Genomic DNA, 14,673 nt, shown 5'->3' on the forward strand with positions numbered 1-14,673 from the left:
AGGCATCAGCGCAGCACCTGCTCCACCAGCTGCACATCCACCGTCTGCAGCGGCTCGGCAGCGTTGCGCGACAGCTGCACCTGGTAGGTGCCGCCATCGATCTTCCACTGGCGGGCCTGCGCATCGTAGTGAGCCAGCGTCTTCGGCTCGGCTTCGATGCGGATGCGGCGCTGTTCGCCCGGCTGCAGGGTCACCTTGTCGTAGCCGATCAGGCGGATCGGCGTGGTGCTGCCAGCCGGAAGCTTCAGGTACAGCTGGGCCACATCGGCACCGGCGCGCTTGCCGGTGTTGCGGATGTCGACGCTGGCGACCAGGCGCGATCCTTCCACGCTCACCTTCAGATTCTCGTAAGCGAACGAGGTGTAGGACAGGCCGTGGCCGAAGGCGAAGGTCGGGGTCAGGCCCTTGGCCGCCATCCACTTGTAGCCGACGTTGGCGCCTTCGATATCGAAATCGAACACATCACCGAACGGCTTGGCCGGCTTGAAGCCGAGGCCGTCGATGTGCGGGCGCGGCAGCTGCGATTCGTCCACCACCCAGGTCACCGGCAGGCGGCCGGACGGATTGACCTGGCCGGTCAGCAGCGCGGCAATGCCTTCGCCACCGCGGATGCCCGGGTACCAGGCCTGCAGCATCGCCGGCACCTGCGCCAGCCACGGCGTGCGCACCGGGCCGTTGGTTTCCAGCACCAGCACGGTCTTCGGGTTGGCCTTGGCCACCGCCGAAATCAGCGCGTCCTGATTGTCCGGCAGCTGCATGTCCGGCAGGTCCACCGATTCGGCCGCCCACTGGGTGGCGAACACGATGGCCACATCGGCCTGCGCGGCGGCCTTGGCCGCAGCGGCGGCATTGGTGCCATCCACATACTCGAAAGTTGCATCCGGACGCGCCGCACGCAGCGACTCCAGCGGCGAGGACGGGTGGAAGATCACCGGGCCCGGCCAGGTGGTCGGCAGCACGCCCGGCACCGCGTTGGTGCCCTTGGCGGTCACGCCCACCATCGACGAACCACCGCCGCCGATCACGCCCTTGTCGGCGTGGCCACCGATGATGACGATGCGCTTCACGCTGTCGGCCAGCGGCAGCAGGTTGCCTTCATTGCGCAGCAGCACGCTGCCTTCTTCCACCGTGCGCTGGGCGACGGCGAAGCCAGCCTCGGCATCGACCTTCTGGTGCTGCGGCGGGTTGTCGAAGTTGCCGTGCAGGAACATCGTGCGCAGGATGCGCGCTACCATGTCGTTCAGGCGTTCCTGCGGCACCACGCCACCATGCACGGCCAGGCGCAGCGGCTCATCGAAGAACACCGCTGCGTCGAACACTTCACCGGCCGACTGCTGGTCCAGGCCGGCCAGCGCCGCCTTGGAACCGCTGTGCACGCCGCCCCAGTCGGACATTACGAAACCGGGGAACTTCCATTCCTGCTTCAGCACCTGGTTCATCAGGTAACCGTTCTCGCAGCCGTAGGTGCCGTTGATCTTGTTGTACGAGCACATCGCCACGCCCGGGCGACCGGCTTCCAGCGCGATCTCGAAGGCCAGCAGGTCCGACTCGTGCATGGCCTGTTCGCCGATGCGCACGTCGTGGAAGTTGCGGCGGGTCTCCATGTCGTTCAGCGCGAAGTGCTTCATCGAGGAGATCACGTGCTGGCTCTGCACGCCCTGGATCAGCGCGCCAACCATCGAGCCGGCCAGCAGCGGATCTTCACCGGCATATTCGAAGTTGCGGCCGTTGCGCGGATCGCGCTGCAGGTTGACGCTGCCCGACAGCAGGATATTGAAGCGCTGCTGCCATGCCTCGCGGCCCATCGTGGCGCCACCGGCGAAGGCGACTTCACGGTTCCAGCTCGATGCGGTGGACGGGCCCGACGGCATCGCCGTGGCGAAATCGCCCGGGCGGATGCCACCCGGATTGGTCACGCCGACGCCGGCATCGGCCGATTGCTGCGACGGAATGCCCAACCGCGCCACGCCCGGCACGAAACCGGCCGAACCGACTGCGCCTTCCGGCAGCGGGCCACCGTCCTTGCCCAGCCCGAAGTAGCTGTGCAGCATCTGGAACTTCTCATCCTCGGTCATCGCCTTCAGCAGCAGCGCAGCGCGCGCGTCGGCGTTGAGGGTGGTGTCCATCCACGGCGTTTCGCCGTGCTTGTCGGCGGCATAGGCCAGGGTCAGCAGCGTGGCACGCAGGGCGCTGCCTTCCACCTTGAACGGTGCACTGCTGGCGGCCTGGAAGCCGTCGCTGAAATAGCTGGCATCGGCTTCCAGCGCCACACGTGCCGGGTCGAAGCCTGCGGCCTTGGCCGATTCACCGGCCACTGCGCCAAGCAGCACCGCCGGTGCGCCCAGCCGCGAGCGCGTGACCAGCGCCGGCAGCTGCGCGGCACCTGCACCAGCATCGGTGTACACCGCCACGGTGTGGCGACCATCGTCCAGGCGCAGGTAGTTCAATCCCGGCTGGTCCGGGCCGGACTCAGCGGCAATCGGCAGCCGGGTCAGCACGGCCTGACCGCGCTGGGTCTGGCCATCGTCCTTGCCCGCCGCAATGAAGCGGTACTCGTAGCCCAGGCCGTCGGCCAGCACCTGCAACGGATCGACCTGGCCGATGCCGCGCTGCACCTGGCGCACGCTCACCGCGTCCACCTGCAGGGTCTTCAGCTGGGCGGCCAGGGCCGGCATGGCCTCGGCGGTCGGGGCCTGTTCCAGGGTCAGCACAGTGAACGCGGCGGGGTCGGCCCAGGCTGGGGTAGCCAGTGCAGCAGACAGGGCCAGGGACAGTGCAAGCGGCTTTGTAAACGTTTTCATCGGCAGGCGTAATTCCGTTGCCAAGGCAATCGGTCCAGGGAAAGTGCCGCCGAAGGGTGCAGCGTTCATGCCGCGCAGGGGTTGCCAGGCAACGTCCCGCAGGCCGAAGGACGGGCCGGTCTGCGCCTGGGACCCTCCTCCCGGCGTGACAACCTGCCTGTCCGGGCCGCGCAGGGCGACCCAATCATGTGAAGATTGTGCGAGGGCGTTCACACCTGTCAACAGGACCTAAGTCACAGGCCGACCCCAGCCACTGGTTATCAGGCCATCACCGGCGGTCATCAGCGCGCCGCGCGAGGCTGCTGATAATGAGGGTCCCTGGCCACGAATCGAGCCCATGACCGTACACCGCGACTTCGATCATCTCTGGCGCGACCGCTGTGATACCTCCAGCCAGCGCGCGCCGCGCGTGCTGATCCGGGTGTTCGTGGCCCCCGGTGAGCTGGAGCGCAGCGTGGCGTTCTACGAGCAGTTGCAGGGCGTGGTGGCCGATGCCGGGTTCCCGTTTCCGGAGGCCGGCCTGCGTCTGGCGATGGTCGGTGCGTTCCTGTTGATCGAGGGCAGCAAGGCGGCGCTGGCGCCGTTCACTTCGACCACGGGGACGCTGCTGGTCGATGACGTTCGGCCCTATCACGACAAGCTGGTGGCGGCTGGCGCTGAAATCATCTTCCCGCTGCAGGTGGTACCGACCGGGGCAGCGTTCAATGCGGTGCATCCCGATGGCACCGTGGTCGAGTACGTGCATCATCGGCCGGATCCGCAGGGGCGGTGAGGGTACGCGCGGCCGGGCTGCGCCCGGCACCCGCAGAGGCAACGGCTAACGCTACAGCAGAATCAAATGCCGCATTCCGTGGGATGGCGGGGCACTGTGGGTCTGCGGGGACGGCGCAAGTACGTCCATGTAGCCTTGGTCGCCGCATCCATGCGGCTCACACCCCGCAAACCCACAGTGCCCCGCCTTCGACAGCTGGCTGGTGGCCAGTAGATCCACGCCATGCGTGGATGCTTTTCAAATCAACACGAGATATTCGATTCCGGTGGAGGTCCATCCACGCATGGCGTGGATCTACAATCCCTCCATGTCCTCTCCCGCCCTGCCCTGGAATGGCACGCTGCTGCTGGATGCTCACGTGGCCGTGCTGCAGGGCCACGCCGGTGGCAGCGATACGCACGCGCACTACGCCCATCAACTGTTGCTGAGCGACGGCTCGCTCTGGCAGGTCGAGGTTGATGGGGTGCGGCAGCAGGGCCAACGGCTGTGGCTGCCGTCATTCCAGCCGCACGCAATCCTGTCGGCGCCGGAAGCGGGCTGTACGGTGTTCCTCGAACCGGCGCATGCCGATCCCGAACAGATCCAGCAGCACCTGCACGCGCTGCCGGGCAACGCGCTGGCGCTGCACGACTGGCTGCCGCAGCTGAGCCGCCCGCAACCACTGGACCGCCGCGTGCAGGCCGCGCTGTCCCGTATCGCCCAGCACCTGCCCGGGCCGGTGCCAGCCGCCGATATCGCCGAGGCGGCACATCTGTCGACCAGCCAGCTGCATCGGCGTTTCCAGTCCGATCTGGCGGTGACCTTGCGCGGCTGGGTGCTGTGGCAACGGCTGCGCAGCGCACTGATGCATCATCTGCGCGGGCACAGCCTGACCGACAGCGCGCACGCGGCCGGATTCGCTGACCTGGCCCATCTGTCGCGCAGCCTGCGCCGCATGTTCGGCATCAGTGCCGCGCAGCTGCAGGGCCTGCAGCTGCACGCGGCCTGACACGCCCCATCATCCGCGCCTGCGCAGGCCTTCCGGCAGCTCCGGCACCTCGCCATGCGGCAGTTCGCGGAACGGCGCCAGCAGCTGTCCGGGATAATCGCGCGGATAGTCCGGCTGGCTGCCGATGCCGAGGTCGCGTTGCTGCAGCCGATAGCCGGGCGCATCGAAGGCGGTCCCCAGCAGGTGATCCCAGACAGTCAGGAACAGGCCGAAGTTGACGTCGCCGGCGGTGCCGTAACGCATGTGGTGGAAGCGGTGCAGCGGCGCCCAGGCCATCACCCGGCCCAGCACGCCGGGGCGCATGTCCACGTTGGAATGCTGCAGCAGCAGCTGGATGGCAATGGCGAACGCCAACACCGCAGCCACCGGCATCGGCAGGCCCAACAGCAGCAGCGGCAGCACGCCACCGACCGCTTCGGCCGCCTGGTGCAGCGGATGCTTCATCAGTCCGTTGAAACCATACATGCGGGTCACGCTGTGATGCACCGCATGCAGCCGCCACAGCCAGCCGATGCGATGGCTGGCGTAGTGCACCAGGGTTATGCCGAGATCGGCGCAGATGACGGCCAGCAGCACCTGCAGCGCGAATGGCCACTGCAGCGGCCAGGCCTGCCACGGAATGATGGCTGCCAGCAGTGGCACCGCCGCGATCGACAGCAGGTTCAGGCTCTCGTTGACCAGCGCATGCAGGGTGTCACGCAGGCTGTCGCCGTGATCGTGGTTGAACGCGGGGTCATACGGCCAAGCACGTTCGGCAGCGAACGAGACCGCGATGGCAACTGCCAGCAAGGCCAGCAGCCATAGCGGGTCGCCGTGGAGGTGGCCGACCCAGGCAACGGCGGCGGCAACGAAACCCAGCAGGAACAACGGGGCATACAGGCGGAGCATCCAGTGCTTCATGGGCAATCCGGAAAGTGAGGGGCCTTCATGCTGGCGCGGCGTATGGGGCGCCGGCTTGAACAAACGGCGCAAGCGCGTGCTGCGGGTGGATGCCGAGCTTGGTCGGCACCGTGTTCCTGCATCCACGCATGGCGTGGATCTACCGATTCGCTCCGCCTTCCCACATCCACGCATGGCGTGGATCTACAATGGCGCCCTCATCGCGCCCGGGACCGGCATGGATTCCTTCAACCTGATGCGCGCCTTCCGCCGCATCGTCGAACGCGGCGGGCTGGCCCGCGCCGCCGAAGACCTGGGCATGTCACCGGCCGGGCTGAGCAAGCAGCTGCGCACCCTGGAAGCGCACCTGGGCGTGGTGCTGCTGCAGCGGACCACGCGGCGCATGAGCCTGACTGAGACCGGCCACGCCTATTACCGCGAATGCTGCCGCCTGCTCGACGAGCTGGATGCATTGGAACGTGGCATCGCCGAACAGCGCGGCGACGTGGCCGGGCGCCTACGCGTCAATGCACCGCAATCATTCGCGCTGAGCACGCTGTCGCCGCTGCTGCCACGCTTCCTGCAGCAGCACCCGCAGCTGTCGCTGGACCTTGTGATGGAAGACCGCCTGCTTGATGCGGTGGGCGAAGGTTTCGATGTGTCGCTGCGGTTGCGTGCCGAGCTGGACGACTCGCGACTGGTGGCGCGCCGGCTAGCCTCGTTGCAGCAGGTGCTGTGCGCGGCTCCGTCCTACCTTCAGCAGCATCCGGCACCGCAGGCGGTGGACGATCTGCAGGCGCACAGCGTGCTGGCCTACAGCCTGTCCGACTCGCCCGGCAGCTGGCCGCTGCTCGGCCCCGACGGCCAGGTAACGATCACCCTGCCGGCGCGCGTCACCGTCAACAACAGCCTGCTGCTGCGCGACCTGCTGGTGGCCGGCATGGGCATCGGCGCCCTGCCCTCGTTCCTGGCGGCACCGGCGCTGGCCCGTGGCGAACTGCAGCAGGTGCTGCCCGACCACCGCTATCCGCCGCGCTTCGTGCATGCGGTCTATCCCACCTCGCGCCACCTGCAGCCCAAGGTGCGTGCCTTCATCGATTTCCTGCACGCCGAGCTGCCCGGCTGCGCTGGCCTGGATTTGTAACCGCCAGCGAAAACTGAGCTGCCCGCGGCGTGCTGTTTCAGACGCGCCGCGCTGCCTAATCTGCCGCCTCCCCTCTCACCGATGGCAGGCAGATGTCTTCCGTTCCTTCCCCCGCCACCGCCGCGCCGGTGGTCGATTTCTTCCACGACGTGGTCTGCGGCTGGTGCTTCGTGCTGGCCCCGCGCCTGCAGCAGGTCTCCGCCGAACTCGGCATCCAGGTGCGTCACCGCAGCTTCGTGCTGCAGGACTCGCGCGCGCAGATGGTCGAGGTGTTCGGCTCGATGGAGCGCGCCAAGGCGATCATCCTGCGCCACTGGACCGACTGCGCCGCGCATGAAGACACTGCGCGCATCGATATCGAAGGCATGCGTGCACAGGACTTCGAGTATCCGTCCGGCTGGCTCGGCGCACTGGCCTGCCAGGCCGCCGGCATGCTCGGTGGCAACGACGCCCATGGCGCGATGTTCGATGCCGTGCAGTGGGCGCACCTGCACCAGCACCGCAACATCGGCGACGCCGAAGTACTGCTGGATATCGCCGAAGCACTGGGCCACCCGCGTGGCGCCTTCGCTGACCACATGCGCAGCGACGCAGCAGCCCGGCGTGTGCAGGCCGACCGTGCCGAAGCCGCGGCCCTCGGCATCCGCTCCATTCCCACCGTGATCGGCGGCAACGGCCTGCGCCTGCAGACCCTGCCGCTGCCGCAACTGCGCCAGGCCCTGGCGCACCTGGTCGCGGCCTGAGCCGCACCGTCCCCCACCCTGCAAGGAGATTCCCCATGACCTCACGTACCCTGGCCACCGCGCTGGCCCTGCTGCTGGCCGGCACCGCCGCTTCCACCACCGTATCCGCGCACGAACGCGTTCCCTCCGGCCAGCAGGTCGGCACCAGCCCCTGGGGGCCGAAGGACGAGATCGGCCGTCTCAACCTGATCACCGAGGCCTCGCGTGCGGCGATCCTGTCGCGGGTGAGCGGCGGCAAGGCCTATGATCTGGCCACCGAATACTACGTTGGCATGCCCAGCTGGCAGGATGCCGGCGACCCGCACTACCAGTTCTGGATGACCCACACCCCGCGCGGCACGGTGATGGATGATCCGATGGGCGTGGGTGAAACCATGAACCTCACCCGCAGCTACACCGGCACCGCGTTCTCGATGTACAGCCACACCGGCACCCACATCGATGCGCTGAACCACTTCGGCATCCACGGAAAGATCTGGAACGGCTTCGAGGCCGACAAGCACCTCGGCGACCGTGGCTGGAACGTCACCGGCATCGAGAAATTCCCGCCGCTGATCGCGCGTGGCGTGCTGATCGACGTGGCCGCCGCCAAGGGCGTGGACATGCTGCCGGACAGCTACCGCGTCACCCGCCAGGACCTGAAGGATGCGCTGGCACGCCAGCAGGTGAAGCTGCAGCAGGGCGACGTGGTGCTGATCCGCACCGGCCGCATGCGCCTGTTCGAACAGCCCAAGGCCTACATGGCCAACCCGCCGGGCATGGGCCTGGACGCGGCGCGCTTCCTGGTGGAGGACAGCGGCGCGATGATCGTCGGCGCCGACAACCTCAGCTTCGAGACCTTCCCCTCGGAGGTGTCCGACGACTACGTGCCGCTGCACACCTACCTGCTGGCCCAGCAGGGCGCGCCGATCATCGAGCTGGTGGCGCTGGACGAACTGGCCCGCGACAAGGTCTACGAATTCGCCTTCATCGGCGGCCCGCTGAAGATCCGCGGCGGCGATGCCGCGCCGCTGCGCCCGGTGGCGCTGCCGGTGCGCCCGTAACCGGGAGTGCCCGTGCCTGTAGGTGCCGACCCTGGTCGGCACCGTTTTCCCATCCACGCATGGCGTGGATCTACCGAGGCTCTGTCCAGTAGATCCACGCCATGCGTGGATGCTTTCCCCCTTCAGCAACCTGAAACCTGACCCTCCGATTTCATTAGTAATTCTACTCACAACGCGAGTAGCATGTCCGGTCTCAGCCCCTGATACCGGCCCGTCGATACTCGCGCCATGCCTGCCGTTTCCGCCCGTTCCTGCCGCTTCAAGCCAACCCGGCGCCTCCCTTGGAGGATCGGCTGATGGGTGCTGTCGTCGCCCTCGACCGGCTGCTGGACGGGCGCCAGCTGTGGCGCGGCCCAGCCCGCCAGGGGCCGGCCAGCGACCACCTGGCCAGTGGCCATCCGGCGCTGGACGCACGCCTGCCCGGCGGTGGCTGGCCGGCCAGCGGGCTGTGTGAGGTGCTGCAGGCCGCGCCCGGCGTGGGCGAGCTGGCGCTGGTCTGGCCGGCGCTGGCGAAGCTGAGCCAGCGCGACCGCCCGATCGTGCTGGTCGCCCCGCCCTACCGCCCGCATGCCCCGGCCTGGGCTGCAGCCGGGCTGGACCTGGCCCAGCTGCAGATCATCCACGCCGCGCCGAAACAAGCGCTGTGGGCCGCCGAACAGTGCCTGCGCTCTGCGGCCTGCGCGGCGGTACTGTGCTGGCCACACCAGGCCGACGACCGCTCACTGCGCCGGCTGCAGGTGGCTGCCGACAGCGGCCAGTGCCTGGGCTTCGTGTTCCGCGAGGCGCAGGCAGCGCGCAACCCCTCCCCGGCCAGCCTGCGCCTGCAGCTCGACCACGGCCAGGTGCGGGTGCTGAAGTGCCGTGGCGGCCTGCCACCGGCGCAGCCGTTGCCACTGGCCATCGCCCACTGAGGCCGCGTCATGCATTGGGCCTGCCTGTTGTTGCCGCAGCTGGCACTGGACAGCGTGCTGCGCCTGCAGCCGGACCCGCAGCGGCCACTGGTGCTGCTGCAGGGGCCGGCGCAGCGTCGCGTGCTGCGAGCGGTCAGCCCGTCGGCACGCGCAGCGGGGCTGCGCCCGGGCATGCTGCTGTCGGCTGCGCAGGTGCTGGTGCAGGACATGCACCTGCACGACTACGACCCGAACGCCGAACAGCACACCCGGCAGCTGCTGGCCAGTTGGGCCTACGCCTACAGCTCGCAGGTCAGCCTCGATTTTCCGCACGCGCTGGTCATGGAGATCGGCGCCAGTCGCGCCCTGTTCGGTGACTGGCTGACGATCGAAAAGCGCCTGCGCGGCGAACTGCATGAGCTTGGTTTCCGCCACCGCCTGGTGGCCGCACCCACCGCGCATGCCGCGCGCGTGCTGGCCAACGTCCACGACGGCCTCGGCATCGATGCGCAGCAGCTGCCAGCGGCACTGGCGCAGCTGCCGTTGCCGCGCTGCGGCCTGCCCAGCGAAGCGGTGACCGTGCTCGGTCGTTCCGGTCTGCGCACGCTGGGTGCGGTGCTCGAACTGCCGCGCGACAGCCTGGCCCGGCGCTTCGCCCCCGAGGTGCTGCAGCAGCTGGACGCATTGCGTGGCCTGCCCACCGCGCCACTGCGCTACTACCAGCCACCGGACCGTTTCGATGCGCGCATCGAATTCGAATACGAGATCGAATCCAGCCAGGCCCTGCTGTTCCCGCTGCGCCGCCTGCTGCTGGACCTGGCGGCCTTCCTGTGCTCGCGCGATGGCGGCGTACAGCGCTTCGACCTGCACTTCGAGCATGACCTGCTGCCGGCCAGCGTGCTGACCATCGGCCTGCTGGCACCCGAGCGCGATCCCGCGCTGCTGTTCGAGATCGCGCGCAACCGCATGGAAGCCTTTGCCCTGCCCGCCGGCAGCCGTGCACTGCGCCTGCAGGCCGAGCAACTGCCACCATTCGTGCCCGCTGCGCGGGATCTTTTCGATACCCGGCCGGCACAGGCGATGCCCTGGAACCAGCTGCGCGAGCGCCTGCGGGCGCGGCTGGGCGATGACGCCGTGCAGCCGCTGGCGGTGCAGGCCGACCATCGCCCCGAACGCGCCAGTGGCACCCAGCCCGCGGTCAAGCCTCCGTCGTACTGGCCGCTGCGTCCGGGCTGGCTGCTGGACACGCCGCAACCGCTGCGTGATCCCCGCCTGCGCATCGTCACCGGGCCGGAGCGGATCGAATCGGGCTGGTGGGACCAGGCCGATGCGCGCCGCGACTACTACGTGGTGGAAACCGCACACGGCCAGCGCGGCTGGGCGTTCCGCACACGCAATGATCCGCATGCGCCGTGGATGCTGCACGGCTGGTTCGGCTGAGCCGTCATGCACAACGAACTGCCCGGCTACGCCGAACTGCACTGCCTGTCGGCCTTCAGTTTCCAGCGTGGCGCCTCGATTGCCGAAGAACTGTTCGCGCGCGCTGCCGGCCAGGGCTACCGCGCGTTGGCGATCACCGACGAATGCTCGCTGGCCGGCATCGTGCGCGCCTGGCAGGCCGCCAAGACGCATGGCGTGGCGCTGATCGTCGGCGCCGAATTCCAGGTCGAGGACGGCCCGAAGCTGGCCCTGTTGTGCACCGACCAGGCCGCCTATGCTGGTCTCTGCCAGTTGATCACCACCTGCCGGCGGCGCGCGGCCAAGGGCGAATACCGCTGCCTGCGCGAGGACCTGCTCGGCCTGCCCGACGGCCTGCTGTGCCTGTGGCTGGACCGGCAACCGGCCGCCATCGATCTGGAACTGTTGCGCACCGGCTTCGATGATCGGCTGTGGCTGGCGGTGGAGCTGCACCATGAGCACGACGACGCGCGTCGCCTGCAGCAGCTGCAGGCCTTCGGCGAACGCCACCACCTGCCGCTGGTGGCCAGTGGTGATGTGCACATGCACGTGCGCCGCCGCCGCGCCCTGCAGGACACACTGACCGCCATCCGCCACCGCTGCAGCGTGGCCGAGGCCGGCTGGCGCCTGTTTCCCAACGGCGAGCGCCACCTGCGCCCGCGTACCGCGCTGGCCCAGCTGTATCCGCCCGAACTGCTGGCCGAGACCCTGCGCATCGCCGAGCGCTGCCACTTCACCCTGGAGCAGCTGCAGTACACCTATCCACGTGAACTGGTACCCGAGGGCCACGACCCGGACAGCTGGCTGCGCGTGCTGGTCGAGCGCGGCATCCCGTGGCGCTGGAAAGGCGGCATCGAACCGGCACAACGCAAACAGATCGAGCACGAACTGGCATTGATCCGGGAAAAGAACTACGCCTCGTACTTCCTCACCGTGCAGGACATCGTGCGCTTCGCGCGCAGCCAGGACATCCTCTGCCAGGGTCGTGGCTCGGCGGCCAACTCCGCGGTGTGCTTCGTACTGGGCGTGACCGAGATCGACCCGGCACGCAGCAACCTGCTGTTCGAGCGCTTCATCTCCGCCGAGCGCGACGAACCACCGGATATCGACATCGACTTCGAGCACGAGCGCCGCGAGGAAGTGCTGCAGTACGTGTTCAAGCGCTATGGCCGCGAGCGCGCGGCGTTGACCGCGGTGGCGATCAGCTATCGTGGCCGCAGCGCGATCCGCGACGTGGCCCGTGCGCTTGGCCTGCCGATGGACCAGGTCAACGAACTGGGCGCGGCGATGGACCACTGGGGCGGCCATGTGCCGCTGCCGGAGACCCTGCGCGAGCGCGGCTTCGATCCGGAAACCCCGCTGATGCGGCGACTGCTGGCGCTGACCACCGAACTGATCGACTTCCCCCGCCACCTGTCGCAGCACCCGGGCGGCTTCGTGATTTCCGAGCATCCGCTGTCAACCCTGGTGCCGGTGGAGAACGCGGCGATGGCCGACCGCACCGTCATCCAGTGGGACAAGGACGATCTGGATGCCACCGGCCTGATGAAGGTCGACTGCCTGGCGCTGGGCATGCTCACCGCCATCCGCAAGTGCCTGGCGATACTACAGCAGCATGGCCTGCACGAAGGACGCATGGATGCGATTCCTCCCAAGGATACGAAGACCTACGACATGATCTGCGCCGCCGACACCATCGGCGTATTCCAGATCGAGTCGCGCGCGCAGATGGCGATGCTGCCGCGCCTGCAGCCGCGCACCTTCTACGACCTGGTGATCGAAGTGGCGATCGTGCGCCCTGGCCCGATCCAGGGTGACATGGTGCACCCCTACCTGGAACGGCGAAGGATCCTGCGCGAGCAGGGTCCTGACGCGTTGAACGATCCAGACAATCCACTCTATCCAGCGCGGCTGGAACGCGTGTTCGCGCGCACCCTCGGTGTGCCACTGTTCCAGGAACAGGTCATGCAGTTGGCAGTGGAAGCGGCCGGCTACACGCCGGGCCAGGCCGATGCCCTGCGCCGCTCGATGGCGGCGTGGAAGCGCCGTGGCGGCCTGGAACCGCATCGCGAGAAGCTGCTGGCCGGCATGCTGAAGAACGGTTTCAGCCGCGAGTACGGCGAGCACCTGTTCGAACAGATCAAGGGCTTCGGTGACTACGGTTTTCCGGAAAGTCACGCCGCCAGCTTCGCCCTGCTGACCTATAACAGTTGCTGGCTGAAGTGCCATCACCCGGCCGCGTTCACCGCCAGCCTGATCAACAGCCAGCCATTGGGTTTCTACAGCCCCGACCAGCTGCTGCAGGATGCGCGCCGGCATGGCATCCGCGTGTTGCCGGTGGACGTGCGCCACAGCGACTGGGACTGCACGCTGGATTTCAGCAAGGGGCCGGCCGCGATCCGGCTCGGCCTGCGCCTGGTCGATGGCTGCAACGAGCCCGCCGTGCAGGCCATCATGCGTGAACGTGCGCGGCGCCCGTTCGACGATGTGGGTGACCTGTGCCAGCGTACCGCTCTGGACCGCCGCCAGCAGGGCCTGCTGGCCGATGCCGGGGCGCTGCGTGGGCTCAGCGGCCATCGCCATCGTGCGCGCTGGGATATCTCCGGTGTGGAAAACCGGTTGCCGCTGTTCGACCAGGCCCGCGCCACCACCGAAGCCCGCGTGCCACTGCCCCTGCCCAGCGCCTGGGAAGACATGCAGGCCGATTACCGCAGCACCGGCACCACGCTGGGCCGCCATCCGATCTCGTTCCTGCGCGCGCAACTGCGCAGCCGTGGCTGCCTGGATGCCGCACAACTGGCTGCCCACGGCCATGGCCGGCGCGTGCGCATCGCCGGCCTGGTGCGCATGCGCCAGCGCCCGCAGACCGCCAGTGGCGTCACCTTCCTCACCCTTGAAGACGAGACCGGCATGATCAACGCCGTGGTCTGGCGGCACCTGGCTGATCGCCAACACCGGGTGCTGGTCGATACCCAGCTGATGCAGATCGATGGCCGCCTGGAACGCGTCGATGGCGTGCAGCACGTCATCGTGCAGCGCATGCACTGCCTGGATGAACTGCTGCAGGGACTGCGCAGCCACAGTCGCGATTTCCACTGACGATACACAACGTCACACAACGAACTGGCCATTGCCGGTCCGCATCCGCTATCGTCGGCACATCCAAGGAAGGACGACCCGATGTCCCGTGCGCTGCTGCTGACCACCCTGGTGGTCTCGACCCTCGCCCTGCTTGTTTCCGGCTGGACCGCCTGGAACCTGCATCGCAGCCAATCGCCACAGCGCATCATCGAGGCACGCGGGCTGATCATCCACGATGCAAGCGGCCAACCGCGGGTAATCCTCGGCGCACCGGTTCCCGATCCGCTCAGCCAGGGCCGCACCCAGGGGCCGCGCGCCACCGCCCTGTCCGGCCTGATCCTGCTCGGCCCCGACGGCTCTGAACGCGGCGGCTACGGCACCAGCGACCGCGGCGGCGAAGCCCTGCTCACCCTGGACGATGCCACCGGCACCACCGAAGTGTTCAAGGTCGTCGCCAATCCGGACCGTGGCGCCAGCCTGATGGTCAAGCACCAGAACAACACCGGCGCCATGCTCACCTCCTGGCAGGGCAAGCCGGAGCTGATGTTCGTCGATGACAGCGGCCAGTCCTACTACGTGCGCCCGGGCGCGAACGCCGCGCCCTGATCCGCTTCTGCAGGGTCGAACCATGCTCGACTACCGGTCATGTAGAGTCGAGCCATGCTCGACTGCACTTCGCTCCAACGCCGCGATGCCTGATCGAAAAGCAGTCGAGCATGGCTTGTATGTTCCTCCCGGCTCCTACGCGGTATGTAGGAGCCAGGGTGGAGGGACCGTCAAGCATGCATCTGCGGATACTAGCCGACAGACGAGTCGAGCGATCCCCATCCCGCACACGAACGTCGATAAAGGATCGTACGGCCCCCAAAGGGGA

At 68.0% G+C, this 14,673-nt stretch carries 11 protein-coding genes; 9 read left to right on the forward strand and 2 right to left on the reverse strand.

What is annotated here, in order from left to right; translation table 11 throughout:
* Positions 1-5 precede the first annotated feature (5 nt).
* Entirely contained in the window at positions 6-2,801 is a 2,796-nt protein-coding gene (locus V3B48_RS18705; RefSeq protein ID WP_285302995.1) for a glycoside hydrolase family 3 C-terminal domain-containing protein, read from the reverse strand.
* Positions 2,802-3,138: 337 nt separating this feature from the next.
* Here V3B48_RS18705 and V3B48_RS18710 point away from each other — a divergent pair, with 337 nt between their 5' ends.
* Entirely contained in the window at positions 3,139-3,573 is a 435-nt protein-coding gene (locus V3B48_RS18710; RefSeq protein ID WP_049422820.1) for a glyoxalase/bleomycin resistance/dioxygenase family protein, read from the forward strand.
* 283 nt (positions 3,574-3,856) lie between these two features.
* A complete protein-coding gene (locus V3B48_RS18715) occupies positions 3,857-4,561 on the forward strand; it encodes an AraC family transcriptional regulator (RefSeq protein WP_329894220.1) in 705 nt (234 codons plus the stop codon).
* Between the two features lie 9 nt (positions 4,562-4,570).
* On the opposite strand, the gene V3B48_RS18720 is transcribed toward V3B48_RS18715, so the two are convergent.
* Positions 4,571-5,461 carry a sterol desaturase family protein gene (locus V3B48_RS18720; RefSeq protein ID WP_071228852.1) on the reverse strand — a complete coding sequence of 297 codons (891 nt, stop codon included), beginning with the start codon at positions 5,459-5,461 and terminating at the stop codon, positions 4,571-4,573.
* A gap of 172 nt (positions 5,462-5,633) precedes the next feature.
* On the opposite strand from V3B48_RS18720, the gene V3B48_RS18725 reads away from it, so the two are divergent.
* The 7 genes from V3B48_RS18725 to V3B48_RS18755 all read left to right on the forward strand — a co-directional run bounded on the left by V3B48_RS18725 (position 5,634) and on the right by V3B48_RS18755 (position 14,405).
* Positions 5,634-6,584: a LysR family transcriptional regulator gene (locus V3B48_RS18725; RefSeq protein ID WP_329894221.1), complete on the forward strand. Its 951-nt coding sequence runs from the start codon at positions 5,634-5,636 to the stop codon at positions 6,582-6,584.
* Positions 6,585-6,676: 92 nt separating this feature from the next.
* Positions 6,677-7,327 carry a DsbA family protein gene (locus tag V3B48_RS18730; RefSeq protein ID WP_049461586.1) on the forward strand — a complete coding sequence of 217 codons (651 nt, stop codon included), beginning with the start codon at positions 6,677-6,679 and terminating at the stop codon, positions 7,325-7,327.
* 35 nt (positions 7,328-7,362) lie between these two features.
* A complete protein-coding gene (locus V3B48_RS18735; RefSeq protein ID WP_329894222.1) occupies positions 7,363-8,370 on the forward strand; it encodes a cyclase family protein in 1,008 nt (335 codons plus the stop codon).
* Positions 8,371-8,666: 296 nt separating this feature from the next.
* The gene (imuA, locus tag V3B48_RS18740) at positions 8,667-9,281 is read left to right on the forward strand and encodes a translesion DNA synthesis-associated protein ImuA (RefSeq protein ID WP_012511391.1); all 615 of its coding nucleotides are present in this window, start codon (positions 8,667-8,669) and stop codon (positions 9,279-9,281) included.
* Between the two features lie 9 nt (positions 9,282-9,290).
* Positions 9,291-10,700, forward strand: a complete 1,410-nt coding sequence (locus V3B48_RS18745) for a DNA polymerase Y family protein (RefSeq protein WP_329894223.1) — start codon at positions 9,291-9,293, stop codon at positions 10,698-10,700.
* A 6-nt stretch (positions 10,701-10,706) separates the two neighbouring features.
* Positions 10,707-13,817, forward strand: coding sequence for an error-prone DNA polymerase (locus tag V3B48_RS18750; RefSeq protein ID WP_329894224.1), 3,111 nt, complete (start codon positions 10,707-10,709; stop codon positions 13,815-13,817).
* An 81-nt stretch (positions 13,818-13,898) separates the two neighbouring features.
* Positions 13,899-14,405, forward strand: a complete 507-nt coding sequence (locus V3B48_RS18755) for a hypothetical protein (protein WP_012511394.1) — start codon at positions 13,899-13,901, stop codon at positions 14,403-14,405.
* Positions 14,406-14,673 lie beyond the last annotated feature (268 nt).

The sequence above is a fragment of the Stenotrophomonas sp. SMYL20 genome (genome assembly GCF_036320045.1).
Lineage (GTDB): Bacteria > Pseudomonadota > Gammaproteobacteria > Xanthomonadales > Xanthomonadaceae > Stenotrophomonas > Stenotrophomonas maltophilia_A.

What these genes read in the sequence shown, in the direction of transcription:
- V3B48_RS18705 (WP_285302995.1), bottom strand. Translation starts at nt 2,801, where the DNA reads ATGAAAACGTTTACAAAGCCGCTTGCACTGTCCCTGGCCCTGTCTGCT.
- V3B48_RS18710 (WP_049422820.1), top strand. Translation starts at nt 3,139, where the DNA reads ATGACCGTACACCGCGACTTCGATCATCTCTGGCGCGACCGCTGTGAT.
- V3B48_RS18715 (WP_329894220.1), top strand. Translation starts at nt 3,857, where the DNA reads ATGGCGTGGATCTACAATCCCTCCATGTCCTCTCCCGCCCTGCCCTGG.
- V3B48_RS18720 (WP_071228852.1), bottom strand. Translation starts at nt 5,461, where the DNA reads ATGAAGCACTGGATGCTCCGCCTGTATGCCCCGTTGTTCCTGCTGGGT.
- V3B48_RS18725 (WP_329894221.1), top strand. Translation starts at nt 5,634, where the DNA reads ATGGCGTGGATCTACAATGGCGCCCTCATCGCGCCCGGGACCGGCATG.
- V3B48_RS18730 (WP_049461586.1), top strand. Translation starts at nt 6,677, where the DNA reads ATGTCTTCCGTTCCTTCCCCCGCCACCGCCGCGCCGGTGGTCGATTTC.
- V3B48_RS18735 (WP_329894222.1), top strand. Translation starts at nt 7,363, where the DNA reads ATGACCTCACGTACCCTGGCCACCGCGCTGGCCCTGCTGCTGGCCGGC.
- imuA (WP_012511391.1), top strand. Translation starts at nt 8,667, where the DNA reads ATGGGTGCTGTCGTCGCCCTCGACCGGCTGCTGGACGGGCGCCAGCTG.
- V3B48_RS18745 (WP_329894223.1), top strand. Translation starts at nt 9,291, where the DNA reads ATGCATTGGGCCTGCCTGTTGTTGCCGCAGCTGGCACTGGACAGCGTG.
- V3B48_RS18750 (WP_329894224.1), top strand. Translation starts at nt 10,707, where the DNA reads ATGCACAACGAACTGCCCGGCTACGCCGAACTGCACTGCCTGTCGGCC.
- V3B48_RS18755 (WP_012511394.1), top strand. Translation starts at nt 13,899, where the DNA reads ATGTCCCGTGCGCTGCTGCTGACCACCCTGGTGGTCTCGACCCTCGCC.